Annotated in this window: 15 protein-coding genes; 2 read left to right on the top strand and 13 right to left on the bottom strand. The window is 71.3% G+C overall.

All coding sequences use genetic code 11. From position 1 onward, the window contains the following. Positions 1-88 precede the first annotated feature (88 nt). Complete coding sequence (locus ABH940_RS03695; RefSeq protein WP_370071878.1) at positions 89-1,603, top strand: DHA2 family efflux MFS transporter permease subunit; 1,515 nt, start codon at positions 89-91, stop codon at positions 1,601-1,603. Between the two features lie 7 nt (positions 1,604-1,610). Here the strand turns inward: ABH940_RS03695 and ABH940_RS03690 are convergent, their stop codons facing one another. After that, on the bottom strand, positions 1,611-3,671 hold the full coding sequence (locus ABH940_RS03690; protein ID WP_370104217.1) for a phosphocholine-specific phospholipase C: 2,061 nt from the start codon (positions 3,669-3,671) through the stop codon (positions 1,611-1,613). A 298-nt stretch (positions 3,672-3,969) separates the two neighbouring features. Between ABH940_RS03690 and ABH940_RS03685 the strand changes: the two genes are divergently transcribed. Further along, positions 3,970-5,235, top strand: a complete 1,266-nt coding sequence (locus ABH940_RS03685) for a multidrug effflux MFS transporter (protein ID WP_370071880.1) — start codon at positions 3,970-3,972, stop codon at positions 5,233-5,235. Here ABH940_RS03685 and ABH940_RS03680 read toward each other — a convergent pair. From ABH940_RS03680 to ABH940_RS03625, 12 genes are all read right to left on the bottom strand, one after another. Then, positions 5,225-5,854: a TetR/AcrR family transcriptional regulator gene (locus ABH940_RS03680; protein ID WP_370071881.1), complete on the bottom strand. Its 630-nt coding sequence runs from the start codon at positions 5,852-5,854 to the stop codon at positions 5,225-5,227. The two genes, ABH940_RS03685 and ABH940_RS03680, sit on opposite strands and share 11 nt — an antisense overlap. Before the next feature lie 80 nt (positions 5,855-5,934). Next, positions 5,935-6,681, bottom strand: coding sequence for an ABC transporter permease (locus tag ABH940_RS03675; RefSeq protein WP_370071921.1), 747 nt, complete (start codon positions 6,679-6,681; stop codon positions 5,935-5,937). Positions 6,682-6,755: 74 nt separating this feature from the next. After that, positions 6,756-7,847: an ATP-binding cassette domain-containing protein gene (locus ABH940_RS03670; protein WP_370071882.1), complete on the bottom strand. Its 1,092-nt coding sequence runs from the start codon at positions 7,845-7,847 to the stop codon at positions 6,756-6,758. Between the two features lie 238 nt (positions 7,848-8,085). Next, the gene (locus ABH940_RS03665) at positions 8,086-8,757 is read right to left on the bottom strand and encodes a PadR family transcriptional regulator (protein ID WP_370071883.1); all 672 of its coding nucleotides are present in this window, start codon (positions 8,755-8,757) and stop codon (positions 8,086-8,088) included. Positions 8,758-8,841: 84 nt separating this feature from the next. Beyond that, on the bottom strand, positions 8,842-9,522 hold the full coding sequence (locus ABH940_RS03660; protein ID WP_370104215.1) for a lytic transglycosylase domain-containing protein: 681 nt from the start codon (positions 9,520-9,522) through the stop codon (positions 8,842-8,844). Between the two features lie 8 nt (positions 9,523-9,530). Then, complete coding sequence (locus ABH940_RS03655; RefSeq protein ID WP_370071885.1) at positions 9,531-12,434, bottom strand: DEAD/DEAH box helicase; 2,904 nt, start codon at positions 12,432-12,434, stop codon at positions 9,531-9,533. A 91-nt stretch (positions 12,435-12,525) separates the two neighbouring features. Further along, positions 12,526-13,494: a twin-arginine translocase subunit TatC gene (gene tatC / locus ABH940_RS03650; RefSeq protein WP_370071886.1), complete on the bottom strand. Its 969-nt coding sequence runs from the start codon at positions 13,492-13,494 to the stop codon at positions 12,526-12,528. Positions 13,495-13,549: 55 nt separating this feature from the next. Beyond that, positions 13,550-13,849, bottom strand: coding sequence for a Sec-independent protein translocase subunit TatA (gene tatA, locus ABH940_RS03645; protein WP_370071887.1), 300 nt, complete (start codon positions 13,847-13,849; stop codon positions 13,550-13,552). A gap of 101 nt (positions 13,850-13,950) precedes the next feature. Further along, entirely contained in the window at positions 13,951-14,187 is a 237-nt protein-coding gene (locus ABH940_RS03640; protein ID WP_370071888.1) for a hypothetical protein, read from the bottom strand. A 106-nt stretch (positions 14,188-14,293) separates the two neighbouring features. Continuing rightward, the gene (locus ABH940_RS03635) at positions 14,294-14,518 is read right to left on the bottom strand and encodes a hypothetical protein (protein ID WP_370071889.1); all 225 of its coding nucleotides are present in this window, start codon (positions 14,516-14,518) and stop codon (positions 14,294-14,296) included. Further along, on the bottom strand, positions 14,515-15,453 hold the full coding sequence (locus tag ABH940_RS03630) for a helix-turn-helix transcriptional regulator (RefSeq protein ID WP_370071922.1): 939 nt from the start codon (positions 15,451-15,453) through the stop codon (positions 14,515-14,517). Before ABH940_RS03630 ends, ABH940_RS03635 begins: the two co-directional genes overlap by 4 nt. A 26-nt stretch (positions 15,454-15,479) precedes the next feature. After that, positions 15,480-16,502 carry a helix-turn-helix transcriptional regulator gene (locus tag ABH940_RS03625; protein ID WP_370104214.1) on the bottom strand — a complete coding sequence of 341 codons (1,023 nt, stop codon included), beginning with the start codon at positions 16,500-16,502 and terminating at the stop codon, positions 15,480-15,482. Between the last annotated feature and the right edge of the window lie 104 nt (positions 16,503-16,606).

Below are 16,606 nucleotides of genomic sequence, written 5' to 3'. Positions count from 1 at the left end.
CCGTACATCACTCGCACGCGCGGAACCGTGCGCGCGAAACTCGCGGAATCCGCCGGGTCCGACGGGCCCGGCGGGCTACGCTGCGATCATGGGCACGCCTTCTCCGGCCCCGCCGCCGGCGCAACCCGCAGACGACGCCGCACCCGCACTGCGGTTCGGAACCGGCCCCGGCCGGTGGGTGCTGGCGGCCACCGTGATGGGCTCCGCGCTGGCGTCCATCGACGCGACCGTGGTCGGCATCGCCCTGCCCGCGATCGGTCGGGACTTCGGCGTCGGACTGGCCGGACTCCAGTGGGTGGTCACCGCTTACACCCTCACCCTGGCAGGCCTGTTGCTGGTCGCCGGTTCGCTCGGCGACCGGTACGGGCGCAAGCGGTTCTTCGTGATCGGCGTGGTCTGGTTCGCCTGCGCGTCACTGCTCTGCGGGCTGGCGCCGAACGTGTCGGTGCTCATCGCCTCGCGCGCGTTGCAGGGCGTCGGCGCAGCGCTGTTGACGCCGGGCAGCCTGGCGATCCTGGAAGCGTCGTTCGTCCCCGAGGACCGGGGCCGGGCCATCGGCGCGTGGTCCGGGCTGAGCGGGGTGGCCACCGCCATCGGCCCGTTCCTGGGCGGCTGGCTGGTGCAGGCGGTGTCCTGGCGGCTGATCTTCGTGATCAACCTGCCGTTGGCCGTCGGGGTGGTGGCAGTGGCGCTGCGTCATGTCCCCGAGTCGCGCGATCCGGCCACGCGCGGAACGCGGATCGACCTGACCGGCGGGGCGCTGATCACGCTCGGCCTGGTCGGCGTCACCTACGGGCTGATCGAGGGACCGTCCAGCGGCTTCCAGAGCGCGGGCGTGCTCACCTCGCTGTTCGGCGGGGTGGCACTGCTGGCGGCCTTCGTCTGGTGGGAGGGGCACACGCCCGCCCCGATGCTGCCGCTCTCGCTCTTCTCCTCACGGCAGTTCACCGCGACCAACGTGGTCACCTTCGTGATGTACGGGGCGCTGGGCGGCGTGCTGTTCCTGCTGCCGATCCAACTGCAGCAGGTCTCCGGCTACTCCGCGCTGGAGGCCGGGGTCTCGCTGCTGCCGCTGACGCTGATCATGCTGGCGCTCTCCGCGCGCTCCGGCGCGCTGTCCGGACGGATCGGGCCGCGGCTGCAGATGAGCGTGGGCCCGTGCCTGGTCGGCGTGGGCATCGCGCTGATGGTCCGGGTCACCGGCTCCGGCACGTACTGGACCGAGGTGCTGCCCGCCGTGCTGGTCCTCGGCTTCGGGCTGGCAACGGTGGTCGCGCCGCTGACGTCGACCGCGCTCTCCTCCGCCCCCGCGCAGCACGCGGGCATGGCGTCGGCGGTCAACAACGACGTGGCACGTGCCGCCTCGCTGGTCGCGGTCGCGGTGCTGCCGGCCGTCGCCGGGATCACCGGCGACGCCTATCTGCACCCGGCCACGTTCTCGGCCGGGTTCCACAAGGCCTCGCTGGTCTCGGCCTCGCTCTGCCTGCTGAGCGGCGTGCTGGCCGCCGCGCTGATCCGCAATCCGGCCCGCGTCGCCGAGGCGGAGCAGCCCATCCCGCAGCACAGCTGCGGTCTGGACGCGCCGCCTCGGGAGCGGTCCTGACGACGGGTCAGCCGGTGACGCTGGCCGAGCCGGTCTCGATGTGGCCGGTGACGCGGCGGCTCCAGCTGGAGTCGCCGCTGACGGTGACCGTGAAGTCGTACCAGCCGTCCTGGTTGGCGACCGCGTTGAAGTAGTCCGACGTGGTCTGTCCGGCGGCGACCTGGTAGGTCCACGGGCCGTCACTGCGGTAGTTGTTCGACGTGACCGTGAAGGTGACGGTGCTGGTCCCGGTGTTGGTCATGTGGACGTAGAGCGCCTCCTTCCCGGTGTCCGGCGCGGTGGCGTAGGTCGTGGTGGCCTCGCAGCTCTTGCCCGCGGCGGTGGTGTTGCCGGTGAAGTGGCGCAGGAAGCGGTTGGGGCCGACGCAGGTGAGGTCGTATTTGCCGCTACCGTAGTTGGTGCCGACGTTGAAGTAGTCGATCGTCGTGCCGTCGGTGCCGTTGGCGTAGGGCGCGACGGTGTACTGCCACGGCCCGCCGCTGCGGTAGGCATTGGCGTAGATCGAGTAGTGGGCGTGACTGGTGGCCTGCGCGCCCTGGTTGGCCATCCGGATCCAGACCAGCGTCTTGCCGCCCGAGTCGAACTCGATGTGGTCGACCCACGCGTTGGGCTGGTAGGGCAGCGCGCGGGCGGAGCGGGTGCCGGACTCCTGCGCCGGCAGCGCGTTGGTGGTCGGGGCCGGATTGGGCAGCGGGTCGCAGTTGGCCTGACCGAAGACCGCACTGGTGCTGGGCAGGGACGGCAGGCCGTAGACGGGGTTGGCGAAGTCGAAGGCGCCGGTGAGGTCGCCGCAGACCTGGCGGCGCCAGGCTGAGATGTTTGCGCACGCGGCCGGGGTGCCCAGGGCTGCGGTCCAGGTCTCCAGGAACTGGATGACGCTGGTGTGGTCGTAGACCTGGGAGTCGACCCAGCCGCCGCGGGTCCACGGCGAGACGATCAGCATGGGCACGCGGAAGCCGAGGCCGATGTTGGTGCCGGAGTAGAACTCGCCGGAGGTCCCCGACGGGGCGGCGGGCGGCGGGACGTGGTCGAAGAAGCCGTCGTTCTCGTCGTAGTTGAGGAACAGGACGGTCGAGTCGAAGGTGGTCTCGTCGGCGGCCAGCGCCTGGATCACCAGGTTGAGGAAGTGGGCACCGTCGTTGGGCGGGCAGTCGGGGTGCTCGGAGAACGCCTGGTTGGCGACCACCCAGGAGACCTGCGGGAGCGTCCCGGCCTGGGCGTCGGCCTTGATGGCGGCGGCGATGTCGTCCGGGGTCGAACCGGTGACCGCCGGGACCGAGGCCATGCCCTTGGTGTAGAGGTCGCTGCCGGTCGAGGCGTTGGCGAACTGCTTGAAGTAGGCAAGGCCGTTGTCGCCGTAGTTGTCGTTGGCGTTCTGGTAGACCTTCCAGCTGACGCCCGCGTTCTGCAGTGCCTCGGCGTAGGTCTGCCAGGACAGACCGGACTCGGAACCGCCGTCGTACGCCGGGCCCCCGGCCGAGCCGGACGGATCGATCATGCCGGACCACAGGTAGGTCCGGTTGGGACCGGTCGCCGACAGGATCGAGCAGTGGTACGCGTCGCAGACGGTGTAGGCGTCGGCCAGCGCGTAGTGGAACGGGATGTCCGCGCGGGACAGGTAGCCCAGCGTGCGGTCCGTGCCCTTGGCCGAGACCCACGAGTCCATCTTGCCGTTGTTCCAGGCGGTGTGCTGCGTCGACCACGAGTGGTCCAACGAACCGTCGCACTGCGCCAGTTGCTCGGAGGTCTGGCCGTCGGCCGGAGCGGTGGTGCTCATCCGCCACGGGTACTGCCGTCCACTGCCGTTGGGCTGGTTGAAGACGCTGTTGCCACCGGACAGCTGGATGGTGGCCTTGTCGCCGAAGCCGCGCACACCCTGGAGCGTGCCGAAGTAGTGGTCGAAGCTGCGGTTCTCCTGCATCAGCACGACGACGTGCTTGACGTCGGTGATCGTGCCCGTGGTCGCCGCCGCCGCGCGCGGCGCGACACCCGGCAGGGCATCCAGTCCCAGCACCGCGCCGAGCGCGGCTGCGGAACCGAGGAAGGTTCTACGAGTAACGGGCGCCACGTGATTCCTCCGGAGGGAGAGGGGGTCGACGTGGGGACTATGGAGCGCGCGAGTGACCTGAGCCCCCGTCCAAAGTGACAGGGGCATGAAGCGCAGCCTACGTCTGGCCCAGACTCGTTGCCGATCCGTTATCTATGTGTACGCAGCAGCAGGCAAACTGATCATCCGTCAGATGCTGGTTCGAGCACAGCGCCCCCTCACACGACCCCTGATGAAAATGCCTTCCAAGGAAGGTACTCTTGTCGGGTAACCGGACCGCACCGCCCGCACCCCGCCGACCTCCCGAGGAGCCGCTCCCGTGGACGCCACCCAGGCACCCGCCCCGACCAGCCGCGCCGCCGGGCTGCGGCTGCTGCTGATCCTCGGCGCACTCTCCGCCTTCGGGCCGCTCTGCCTGGACATGTACCTCCCCGGGCTCCCGCAGCTGGCGGCGGACTTCCGGGTCTCAGACTCCGCGGTGCAGCTGACGCTGACCAGTTGCCTGGTCGGTCTGGCGCTCGGCCAGCTGATCGCCGGGCCGATGGCGGACACCTGGGGACGGCGTCGGCCGCTGCTGGTCGGGCTCGCCGCCTACGCCGCCGCGTCGGTGCTGTGCGCGCTGGCGCCCTCGGTGGAGATGCTCACCGCGCTGCGGCTCGTGCAGGGGCTGGCGGGCGGCGTCGGCATCGTCATATCCCGCGCCGTGGTCCGCGACCTGCACGAAGGCACTGCGGCGGCGCGCTTCTTCTCCATGCTGATGCTGGTCAACGGCACCGCGCCGATCCTCGCGCCGCTGCTGGGCGGGCAGTTGCTGCGGTTCACCGACTGGCGCGGGATCTTCGTCACGCTGTCGGTGATCGGCTGCGTGCTGCTGGCCGCAGCCGCCTTCGGCCTGCGCGAGACCCTTCCGCCCGAGGGCCGACGCCGCGGCGGCCTGGGCGAGACCCTGCACGGGATGCGTGCGCTGCTGCGCGACCGCGCCTTCGTCGGCTACGCGCTCTCCGGCGGCTTCTCGCTCGCGGCGATGTTCGCCTACATCTCCGGTTCGTCCTTCGTGCTGCAGGACATCTACGGCCTGGACGCGCAGACGTTCAGTCTCGTCTTCGGCGCCAACGCGCTCGGCATCGTGGCGCTGGGGCAGCTGAACGGCGCCTTGCTGCGCAGGTTCCGGGTCGAGACGCTGCTGCGGGCCGGACTGGTGCTGAGTGGTGCGGGCGGGATCGGCCTGCTCGTCTCGGTGCTGGCCGGGCTCGGGCTGCCCGGGGTGCTGGTCAGCCTGTTCGCGCTGGTCTCCAGCATCGGCCTGATCGGCCCCAACGGCACCGCGCGGGCCATGGACGGTCACGCCGGGCAGATAGGCGCGGCCTCGGCGCTGGTCGGGCTGCTCCAGTACGGCGTCGGCGGTTTCGCGGCACCGCTGGTCGGGCTCGGCGGCAGCGGGACGGCCGTGCCGATGGCGGTCGTCGCCTGCACCTTCGCGTTGGCCGCGGTCGTCGTCTACGCCGCGCTGGTCGGCCGCGTCCGGACCGGGGCCTCGGTGGACGAGGCGGTCGGGCACCCCGCCGAGGACGCCCTCACGCGGTGAGGCCGCGCTCGACCAGGTCCAGCGTCGACTCCAGCACCGCCTCGAACTGCTCCTCCCCGCACGCGGCCAGCGGACCGTCGATGCTGAGCAGCGCCAGGCCGTGCAGCGCGGCCCAGGCGGGGAACTCCGCGCCCGCACGGCGCTCCGGCCGCATCAGCCCGGCCGCCGCGACCGCGTCGAGCGCCTCGCCGACGATCCGGAACGCGCGGTAGTCCGCGAGCGCCTCCGGCTGGACGTCCAGCTCGCTCAGGCCGTGACAGAACGCGGTGCGGAACAGCCCGGGTTCGATCTGGGCGAAGCCGACGTAGGCCTTGCCCAGTGCCCGCAGCCGGGCCAGCGGGCCCGCGTCGGCCGGGACCTGCGCCAACCCCGCGTCCAGCGCCTCGGCCAGCAGCTCGAGACCGCGCTCCTTGGCCGCCCGCACCAGCTCCTCGTGCGAGGCGAAGTGCCGGTAGGCGGCGGGGGCGGAGACGCCGACGCGTCGGGCTGCCTCCCGCAGCACCACCGCCTCGGGTCCGCCCTCTCGGGCGAGCGCCACGGCCTCCTGGGCCAGGGCGTTGGCCAGGTCGCCGTGGTGGTAGCGCGTACGGGGGCGGGCGGAAGGCGGTGTCTGCGGCACACCCCGATTCTGCCGCCCGCACCGGGCGAATGGCCAAAGCCCGGGGCCCGAACCCGTGAACCGGATTCGAGCTCCGTCGCTCAGACCGACTTCTGGTACGAGCGGAAGGTCCGCATGGACAGCCAGACCGCGCCGGCCGCCAGCAGCACCAGCCAACCGCCGTGGCTGAGCACCGACCACCAGTCCGGGTGCGCGGCCATCGCCGCACGGCCCGCCTCAAGCGCCCAGTTGACCGGGTTGAACCGGGCCACCACCTGCATCCAGTGCGGCATCAGCGACGCCGCCATGAACGCCGAGGAGAGGAAGGTCATCGGCAGCAGCAGGAAGGTGTTGATGCCGATGATCGACTCACGCTCACGCACCAGCATGCCGAGCGCGTTCGAGAAGGCGCCGAACACGGTCCCCAGCACCGAGGAGGCGACGATCAGCACGAGCAGGCCGAGCACGCCGCCGGGGTAGTGGGCCCCACCCACCCAGCCGAGCAGCACGATGATCACCGACTGGAAGGCCGTGGTCAGCGCCTGCATCACCACGTTGGCGTTCATCAGCGCGCTGCGGTGGACCGGGGTGATCAGGAACCGGTTGAGCGTGCCGCGCTCGATCTCCTCCAGTGTGCCCATCCCCGCCCACATGTTGGAGGAGACGGCGCTCATCACGATGACGCCGGGGACCAGGTAGTCCAGGTAGCTGCCGGAGCCGAAGCCGGGCAACTCGACGACCCTGCGGAAGAGCGCGCCGAAGAGGAAGAGCCAGATCACCGGCTGGATCAGCGTGATGATCAGGTAGGCGGGCTGCCGCACGAAGGCCATGAACTGACGCTGCGTCATGAACAGGGTCTCGCGCAGCGCGGCCGAGGGCGCGAAGGCGGTCCGGACCGGGCCCGGGGTCAGGGTCGCGGTGCTCATCGGGAGGCTCCTTCCAGAACCGAGGAGTGGGCAGCCTCGGCGGAGGAGAAGCTGCGGCCTGCGTAGCGGAGGTAGACGTCGTCCAACGAGGGACGCGAGACGGTGACGGCGGCGACCGGCAGGCCGATCCGCTCCAGCGCGGCCAGCGCGGCAGGGACTGCGGCGGCGCCGTCGTCCGCGCGGGCCGCGACGCGGCGGCCGTCGACGGTGATGTCCCGCAGGCCCGGCAGCGCGCCGAGCGCGCCGACCACCGGGAGGTGGTCAAGGACCGGCTCGGTGAGCTCCACCGCGACCGCGTCACCGCGCAGTTCGCCCTTGAGTGCGTCCGGCGTCCCCTCGGCGACGATCCGGCCGCGGTCGACGATGGCGAGCCGCGCCGCCAGCTTGTCGGCCTCCTCCAGGTAGTGCGTGGTGAGCAGGATGGTCAGGCCCTCGGAGCCGGCCAGCCGCTCGATCTCCTCCCACATCGCGGTGCGCGCCTCCGGGTCCAGGCCGGTGGTCGGCTCGTCCAGGAAGAGCACTTGGGGGCGGTGGACCAGACCGATCGCCACGTCGAGGCGGCGCAGCATGCCGCCCGAGTAGGTCTTCACCTGCCGCCTGGCGGCGTCGACCAGGTCGAACCGCTCCAGCAGCTGGTCGACGCGGTGGGTCAGCTCGGCGCCGCGCATGCCGTAGAGGCGGCCCTGGAGCAGCAGGTTGTCGCGGCCGGTGGCGACCGGGTCGGCCCCGGACCGCTGGGCGACCACGCCGATGGCGCGCCGCACCCGGCCCGGCTCGCGGGCCACGTCGAACCCGGCGACAGTGGCGCTGCCGGAGTCGGCGGAGGCCAGCGTGGTCAGGATCTTGACGGTGGTGGACTTTCCCGCACCGTTCGGCCCGAGCAGGCCGAAGACGATGCCGGGCTCGACACTGATGCCGAGCCCGTCGAGCGCCCGCACTCCCCCGGGCACGGCCTTGCCGCGCCCCTTGGGGTGGTAGGTCTTGACGAGGCCTGTGGCGTGGACGGCGTAGCCGCCCCCGCCCGGGGCGGCCGTTGCCGCGGCCGCTCCGGGGACGACGCCGAGCGTCGTCCGGGACTGGGTGTTCATGACGGGGATTCCCTCCGGTCGTGACGGCGGACACTGCTGCCGATCTACGACGGGGGATCCGGGGCTACGATGGAGCTGCGTGTTCCTCGTAGGCGCCGGATCTGTTGCCGCAGGCCGGTCGCGAGGTCCCTGCCCCCGCCCGGTGTTGCCGCACCGCGCGGGGGCTCTTTCATTCGGTTGTGCCGGATCTCTCCGGAACTCTTCTCATGGCGTGGCGCACATGGGTGCTGACGCCCGGTCAGGCGGAGCCGAAGCCGGGGTCCTCCTCCCACAGGGCGCGGGCGCGCTCCTCGATGTCGATCCACTCCTGGGGCGGCTTTCCGGTGGCGGAGAACTGCCGCCAGCCGTCCATGCCGCTGAGCGTGCCGTCCTCCATCTCGGCGAGCAGGCCGCTCAGCCACGCCGCCTCCGCACGCCGCATCGCCAGCGCGTACTCGGCCTCGACCAGGAAGATCCGCGGCAGCAGCGTCAGGCAGGTCTCCAGCATCTGCTGCTGCGTCGCGATGCCCTCGTCCAGCGCGCTGAGCCGCTTGCGCAGCAGCACGAGGACCTCGTCCGGAGGCAGGCTGCCGGCCAGCGACAGGCCCGCCTCGAACTGGGGGTACTCCTTGGCCGGGACGCTGAGCAGCTCCGACAGCCAGTCGTGCAGCTCGGCGCGGCCGGCCTCGGTGACGCCGTAGACCGTGCGTTCGGGCCTGCGGCCGTCACGCTCACTGCCCACGGCCTCGATGAAGCCGTGACGCTCCAGGTTCTGGACCACGGTGTAGAGCGAGCCGAAGTTGATCTTGATGCTGAAGTGCTTGCCACGCTGCTTCAGTACCTGGGCGATCTCGTAGGGGTGGCGCGGCTGCTCGGCACAGGTCGAGAGCACGGCCAGGGCGAGCGGATTGCTGAGCTTGCGCTTGGCCACCGGGTCACCTCCCATCGACAACGCGAACCTACTCACTTACTCGCCTACGAGTATATGAGCACGGGTATAGCGCGTGTCAATACGCTATATCGCGATAGCCTTCCCGGCCTTGGCCCAGTTGGAGTTGAGCGTGTCGAGATACTGCTGCGCCTGCGGCCCGAGCGGGACGCCGCGTGCGAAGGCCAGCATGTTGCCCGGACCGGTGTTGTAGCCGAGGGCCAGCAGCTGGTCCTCGGTGAGGGAGCCGGTGCGCTGCGCGGGCAGGTCGGTGGCCAGGTCGTGCAGGCACCAGGCCTCCGCCTCGATGGCGAGGTCCGGGTCGTCCGGCAGGCTCAGCCAGGGCCGGTCGGCGAAGGCGCGGCCCTGCTTGACCTGGTCGTAGGTGGCCTCGTGCATGTTGGCGACACCGAGCGCCGCGGTCGGTTTGATCTTGAGCCAGGCGCGCTCGAAGGCCGGGTCGTGCGGCTTGTAGTCCTCGTTGTAGAGCACCGCCATCACCAACTGCGGGTCCACTCCCGCCTCCTTGGCCCGCTGCCGCACCTGGGCGGCGAACTGGGACGGGTCGTAGCTGCCCGTGTACCAGCTGCCGCCCGTCGCCGACGGGCTCGGCGAAGCGCCGCCGTGCCCGGCGGCGAAACCGGAGGCTGACGCCGCGTCAGTCTTCGAGGACGGCGACTTGCCCTGACCGTGCGTCACCCCCCAGAGCAGCAGCGCCGCCACCGGCAGCACGATCCACCACACCCGCGACGATCGCCCACCGGCCACGCCCCCGCTCACCCCACCGACGAGTAGGCAATGATGCCGCGCCGGATCTGGTCGACGGCCTTGCGCGCGGCCGTGCGCACCGCGCCGTCGTCCGGGGCGGCGTTCATGATCTGGCCCAGTACGTCGATCAGTTGCCGGGTCCAGCGGACGAAGTCGCCGGCGGGCATGTCGGCCTCGCGGAGCACCTTGTCCAGCGCGTCGCCGGACGCCCAGCGGAAGGCCGTCCAGGCGAAGCCGAGGTCCGGCTCGCGCTGGCCCCAGTTCTCCATGGTGGAGAGCTTGTGCTGCTCCTCCAGCGCGTCCAGGTGGCCCCAGATGCGGACCATCTCGCCCAGCGCGTCACGGGCCTTGCCGTCCGGCAGCTTGACCGCGCTGCCCTCGTCGTCGCCGCGTCGGGACTCGTACACCAGGGCCGAGGCGCAGGCCGCGAGCTCCGCCGGGCTGAGGCCGTCGAAGACGCCCTCGCGCAGGCACTCGGAGGCGAGCAGGTCCAGGTCGCCGTAGAGGCGGCCGAGGCGGCGGCCCTGCTCGGTGACGGTGTCCCCCTCGAGGTAGTCCAGGTCGGCCAGCAGTGCGCAGACCCGGTCGAAGGTGCGGGCGATGGTGTGGGTGCGCGAGCGCATCCGGCGCTCGAGCTGCTCGGTGTCGCGCTTGAGCCGGTCGTGGCGCTCGGCCCAGCGGGCGTGGTCCTCGCGCTCGTCGCAGCCGTGGCACGGGTGCTGCCGGATCTCGGCGCGCAACCGGGAGATCTCCGGGTCGTCCGCCGCCGCGGCCCGGCCCTTGCGGACCCGGCCCGGATCGATGTGCCCGGCCTTGCTGCGCAGCGCCGACGCCAGGTCGCGCCGGGACTGCGGGCTGCGCGGGTTGAAGCTCTTGGGGATCCGCAGCCGTTCGATCGCCTCGACCGGCGTCGGGAAGTCGATCATCGCCAGCCGCTTGACCTGCCGCTCGGCGGTGAGCACCACCGGACGCGGGCCGTCGCCGTACTCCTGGCCGCGGCCGTTGCCGTAGCCGCGGGTGCCGTGGCGGCCGACCGGCGGGATGCCCGGGTCCAGCACGACGGCCAGCCCGGCGAAGCGGCCGGTCGGGACGTGGATGACGTCGCCGGGACGCAGCTTCTCCAACGAGTCGGCCGCGCTGGCCCGGCGCTGCGCGGCGCCCTCGCGGGCCAGCAGCGTCTCGCGCTCCTTGAGGGCGCGGCGCAGGCCCATGTACTCCTCGAAGTCGCCGAGATGGCACTCGACCGCCTCGCGGTAACCGGCCAGGCCCTCCTCGTTGCGCTGCACCTGCCGGGCGATGCCGACGACGCTGCGGTCCGCCTGGAACTGCGCGAAGGAGGTCTCCAGCAGCTCTCGCGCGGTGTGCCGGCCGAACTGGCCGACCAGGTTGACGGCCATGTTGTACGACGGCTTGAACGACGACCGCAGCGGATACGTACGCGTGCCCGCCAGCCCGGCCAGCGCGGCCGGGTCCAGCCCCGGCTGCCAGAGCACCACGGCGTGGCCCTCGACGTCGATCCCGCGCCGCCCGGCGCGGCCGGTGAGCTGGGTGTACTCGCCCGGGGTGACGTCGGCGTGGGTCTCGCCGTTCCACTTGACCAGCTTCTCCATGACGACCGAACGGGCCGGCATGTTGATGCCCAGCGCCAGCGTCTCGGTCGCGAAGACCGCCTTGACCAGGCCCTTCTGGAAGAGCTCCTCGACGACCTCCTTGAAGGTCGGCAGCATGCCCGCGTGGTGGGCGGCGATGCCGCGCTCCAGGCCGTCCAGCCACTCGTAGTAGCCCAGGACGTGCAGGTCCTCGGCGGGGATGGCGGCGGTGCGCGACTCGACGACCTGGCGCACCTCGGCCCGCTCGGCGTCGGTGTTCAGGCGCAGGCCCGAGTGGAGGCACTGCTGGACGGCGGCCTCGCAGCCGGCGCGGCTGAAGATGAAGGTGATAGCGGGCAACAGGCCCTCGGCGTCCAGCCGGTCGATCACCTCGACCCGACTCGGCGTCCAGGCCCGGCCCGGACGACCGTTGGACATCGACCGGCCCCGACCACGCCGGTCGAACCGGTCCCGGCCACCCCGACGGTCCTGCTCGGCGCGGGCCAGCCGGACCAGCTCCGGGTTGACGTCGGCCTCTCCCCCGCGCGCGCCGTCACGCTTGCGGCCGGAGGCGCGCTCCTCGGCGACGCGGTCCGTGAACAGGTCATACATCCGATGACCCGCCAGCACGTGCTGCCAGAGCGGGACCGGGCGGTGCTCGGAGACGATGACCTTGGTGCCGCCGCGGACGGTGTCCAGCCAGTCGCCGAACTCCTCGGCGTTGGAGACGGTGGCCGAGAGCGAGACCAGGGTGACCGACTCGGGGAGGTGGATGATGACCTCCTCCCACACCGCGCCGCGGAAGCGGTCCGCGAGGTAGTGGACCTCGTCCATGACCACGTAGCCCAGGCCCGAGAGGGTGCGGGAGCCCGCGTAGAGCATGTTGCGCAGCACCTCGGTCGTCATGACGACGACGGGCGCCTCGCTGTTGACCGTGTTGTCACCGGTGAGCAGGCCGACCTTGTCGGCGCCGTAGCGCTTCACCAGGTCCTGGTACTTCTGGTTCGACAGCGCCTTGATGGGCGTCGTGTAGAAGCACTTGCGGCCCTCGGCCAGCGCGAGGTGCACGGCGAACTCGCCGACGATGGTCTTGCCGGAGCCCGTCGGTGCGGCCACGAGGACACCCTCGCCGCCCTCCAGCGCCTGGCACGCCTCCACCTGGAACGGGTCCAGCGGGAAGTCGTACAGCTGCCGGAAGGCGTGCAGGGCACTCGCCTCCTCCTGCGCGCGGCGCCGGGACGCGGCGTAGCGCTCGGAGGGGCTGAGGTTCTCCTCGTCGGACGGATCGGACGAGTCGGGCGAGAGCAGGTTCTGGTCAGTCATCTCGCTAGGAGAGTACCCGCCAGGACTGACACTCCACCTCAAGATTGTTTACTGCGTGCGCCATCGCCCGATCGGGCGGTACGGCGGGTGCTCAGGTGACGTCGTCCGGGTGGTACGTCATCGGCTCGCCCGCGGCCAGCTCGGTGGCGTTGACCGGCTCCGGGATGGGCAGGTCGTCGGCGCCGAGGGAGGACGGGCGCAGATCCACCGAGGAGGCCTGGTCCGGGTCGAGCTGGTGGTCCGGGTTCTCGGCGTAGCGCCGGGCCACGGCCTTGTCCCGCAGCGTCGCCACGCCGACGGCGGCGAAGTAGAGCAGACACATCGGGACGGCGAGCACCGTCATGGTCACCGGGTCACCGGTGGGCACGGCGATCGCGGAGAAGACGAAGATCCCGAAGACCGCACCGCGCCACCAGCCGCGCAGCCGGGCGGCGCTGACGATCCCGAGGAAGTTCAGCATCACCAGCAGCAGCGGGACCTCGAAGGAGAGCCCGAAGACCAGCACCATCCGGATGAAGAAGTCCAGGAACTCGGCGCCGGAGAAGGCCAGCGAGAAGTTGGCCGGGTTGAAGCTGGCCAGGATCTGCAGGGCCTTGGGGAAGATCTCGTACGCCAGGTACGCGCCGCCGAGGAAGAGGGGGACTGCGGCGCCGACGAACCCGAGACCGTACTTCTTCTCCTTCTTGTACAGACCCGGCGCGACGAAGGCCCAGAGCTGGTAGCTCCACACGGGGCTGGCCAGGATGAAGCCGATCATCATCGCGATCTTGAAGGTGAAGGTCAGCGGCGAGAGCACGCCGTTGTTCACCAGCAGACCGTTGGGACACGCCGCGGTCTTCTCGCCGTAGCCGTGCACGCCGGTGATGTGACAGGCCGGGGTGACCAGCTCGTTGATCGCCCAGTTGTGCATCAGCCAGCCGATGACCGTGGTCACGAGCAGGGCGAGGATCGAGACGATGAGCCGGTAGCGCAGCTCGCGGAGGTGGTCCGCGAGCGGCATCCGGCCGTCATCGTTCTTCGGAGGCCGCTGCTGCTTCTGCCTCTGTTGGGTGTCGCTCACCGTGCGGCTACGTCCCTGCGAGAAAAAGGTGGGAGTGAGGAGGAATGCGCCTGATTCAGACCTGGCTGCTCGGCTGCTTGTCCTCGGTGACGGGACGCGCGGAGGCGGTGTCCCCCGGCGCGGACTGGATGGTCCGCGGCGCGGCGGGGGCCTGCGCCTGCTCCTCGGAGGTGGTGACGTTGGAGACCTGGGCGTCGGTCTTCTTGCCGTCGTCCTTCATCGCGCCGACCTCGGACTTGAGGATGCGCAGCGACTTGCCGAGCGCACGCGCGGAGTCCGGGAGCCGCTTCGCTCCGAAGAGCAGCAGCACGATGACCGCAATGATGATGATTTCCAGAGCGCGGTTCTCGAGCATCGGGTTTCCCTCTTCGTCGTCGTGTCTGCGCCGATGATACGCACCGTGAAGGCACGGCCCATAGCGTCGCGACAGAAAGCTGCCCCAACGCATCTTCGATACTACGCGGATCCGTTTGGCGCTTGAATAGACGGTGCACGCGTGGTCAGCAGCGCGGCTCCCCCGCTGCGCGCGACCGCCTCAGCCGCGCGCTCGACGTCCGCGCCCGCCTTGGACAGCCGCTCCGAGCTGCGCGAGAGTGCCCTGGCCAGCGCGGCTACCTCGCGGTAGGCCAACACGGACAGCGCTCCCAGCACGAGCAGACCTGCGGTCGTCAGTCCCACGATGATCCACACCACGGGACCAAGCATGCACCATCGCAGGACCGGTCTTTTCGGTGGGCGGGGAAGTTGCACCATCACGGGCGCGGCGCAGTGCAACCTCCCTCTCCGTCTCCGCTTCCGTCTAAGTCCCGACGTGCAGCCTCATGGTGGGCACGCCCGCCCCCGTCAGTGCGTCGATGATCCGCGCGCCGGCGTGCTTGCGCACGGCGGAACCGCACGCCGGGCAGGTGAAGCTGTAGAAGGTCCGTTCCGCCGTACGGCCGAGCGCCAGGCGGAACGCGCGAGCGTCCAGCTCCGTGGTGACCCGGCAGTCGGGGCAGGAGGCGCGGAACCGCGTCACGCTCATCCGGTGCGCCCGTCGTGCCCGGCCTCGTACCCCGCCAGCGCGCGGGACGCGACGTCGCGGGCCCGCGCGGCCAGGGACTCGGGGGCGACCACGCGGCCGTCAGGGCCGAGCCGGAGGACGAGCCGCAGCAGGCTGGACGGGTCCGGCGTGCGCAGCACGATGCGGAGGCCGCCGTCGGGCTGCTCCTCCGCCGCCTCGTGCGGGTAGTACTCGGCGACCCAGCGGCCCGCCGGGCCGACCTCGAGGACGACCTGGGGGTCGTCGGTGGACGGGCGCATCATGCCCTCGGAGAGGTCGCGGAGCTCCAGCTTGGGCGGGTCGGCGGGGGTGTCCAGGACCTTGATCTCGGCGATCCGGTCCAGCCGGAAGATCCGCCGGTCCTCGGAGAGGCGGCACCAGGCCTCGAGGTAGGTGTGGCCCTCGGTGACCAGCCGGATCGGGTCGACCTCGCGCTCGGTGAGCTCGCCACGCGCGGAGGACCAGTACTGCAGCCAGAGCCGCTTGCGCTCGGTGAACGCGCGGTCGATCTCGGCGAAGACGTCGCCCTCGGCCTCGAAGGTCACGCCGACGCGCGTGCTGCCCTCGGCGACGTCGCCGGCGGCGGCCTCCAGCTTGGCGACCGCACGGGTCAGCGCCTCGCGGTCGCGCTCGCGCAGGCCCGGCAGACCAGCCACCGCGCGGGCGGCGACCAGCAGGGAGGTCGCCTCGTCGGCGGCGAGCCGCAACGGCTGGGCCACGTCGTCCGGGTTGTGCCACCAGATCTGCTCGCCGTCGGTGTCGATGTCGAGCAGGTCGCCGCCGCGGAAGCTGGTGCCGCACATCGGCAGCACGCTGAGGTCGCGGATCAGCTCGCGCTCGGTGACGCCGAAGGCGCGGGCGACCTCGCCGACCCGGGCACCGGGGCGCTCGCGCAGGTAGGTGACCAGCGACAGCATCCGCCGGGTCTGGTCGATCGCGCTGCTCACTCGCCCACCTCGTTCTCGGAAATGCCGGAGGTCCCCGCGTCCGTCCCACCCGCCACGGCCCGCAGACGTGCGATGACCTCCGCGCGGAGCTCGGCGGGTTCGACCACGACCACGTCCGGGCCGAACTCGACCAGGTCCGCGGCCAGGCCGTGGCCGTAAGGAATGGTCAGCTCATCCCATTCTGCGTCGTCCGGCGCGGGTGCCGCGGTGAGTGCCTTGGCCCGGACCGGGAAGGCGGCCCTCCGGCGGACCCGGACGCGGGCCTGCTCGGTCGCGCCCTCCCCCGCGAAGCGGGCGACGGTCTCGCGGACGTCGACGTGATCGGGGACGGGCACGCTGAACTGGCCGCCCTTGCTGCGGACCCGCCCGACGATCCGGCTCAGCCGGAAGACCCGGACGTCGGAGCGGTCGCGGTCCCAGCCCGCGAGGTACCAGTGGCCGTGCCAGAACTCCAGCGCCCACGGCTCGACGGTGCGCGGCTCGGCCTGGGCGGCGCCGCTCTTGCGGTAGTCGAAGGCGACCGGACGCCGATCGCGCGCGGCGACCAGCAGTGGCTCGAACGCGGCGTCGCGCGCGGGGACGCGGGGCTGGAGCGTGGTCCGGCCCTCGCCGCCGTCCTCGGCCAGCGAACCGGCGGCACGCAGCTTCTGCAGGGCGCCACTGGCGGCTCCGGCCAGGCGTGCCTGCTCCCAGACCCCGGCGGCCAGGCTCAGCGCGGCGGCCTCCTCCGCGTCCAGGTGAATCTCGGGCAGCCGGTTGACGTCGCGCCGGGCCAGATAGCCGAGTTCGCCGTCGAGCGGGTTCTCCACCACGTCGATGACCAGGCCGAGTTCGCGCAGATCGTCCTTGTCGCGCTCGAACATCCGGTTGAACGCGTCCTCGCTGACCTGCTCCCCCGCAGACCCCGCCTCACGGTAGGCCTCGATGGACGTCCGCAACTCCCGCTTGCTCAGCGGGCGTTTGGTGTTCATCAGACACAGCGCGAGGTTCATCAGGCGCTCGGACTTGGCGATGGGCATCGCTCACCCTTCTTCTACGCGCGGCACCGACCGCGACCCGGAACTCGGCACCCGGTATCAACTGACCGTACCGCTAGGGCTCTCGACGACGAAGCGCACCCCCG

Origin of the sequence: Streptacidiphilus sp. BW17 (assembly GCF_041262485.1) — a bacterium.
Taxonomy (GTDB): domain Bacteria; phylum Actinomycetota; class Actinomycetes; order Streptomycetales; family Streptomycetaceae; genus Streptacidiphilus.
Note: the sequence above shows the minus strand (reverse complement) of the source record. Positions and strands in the feature narration are given on the sequence as shown.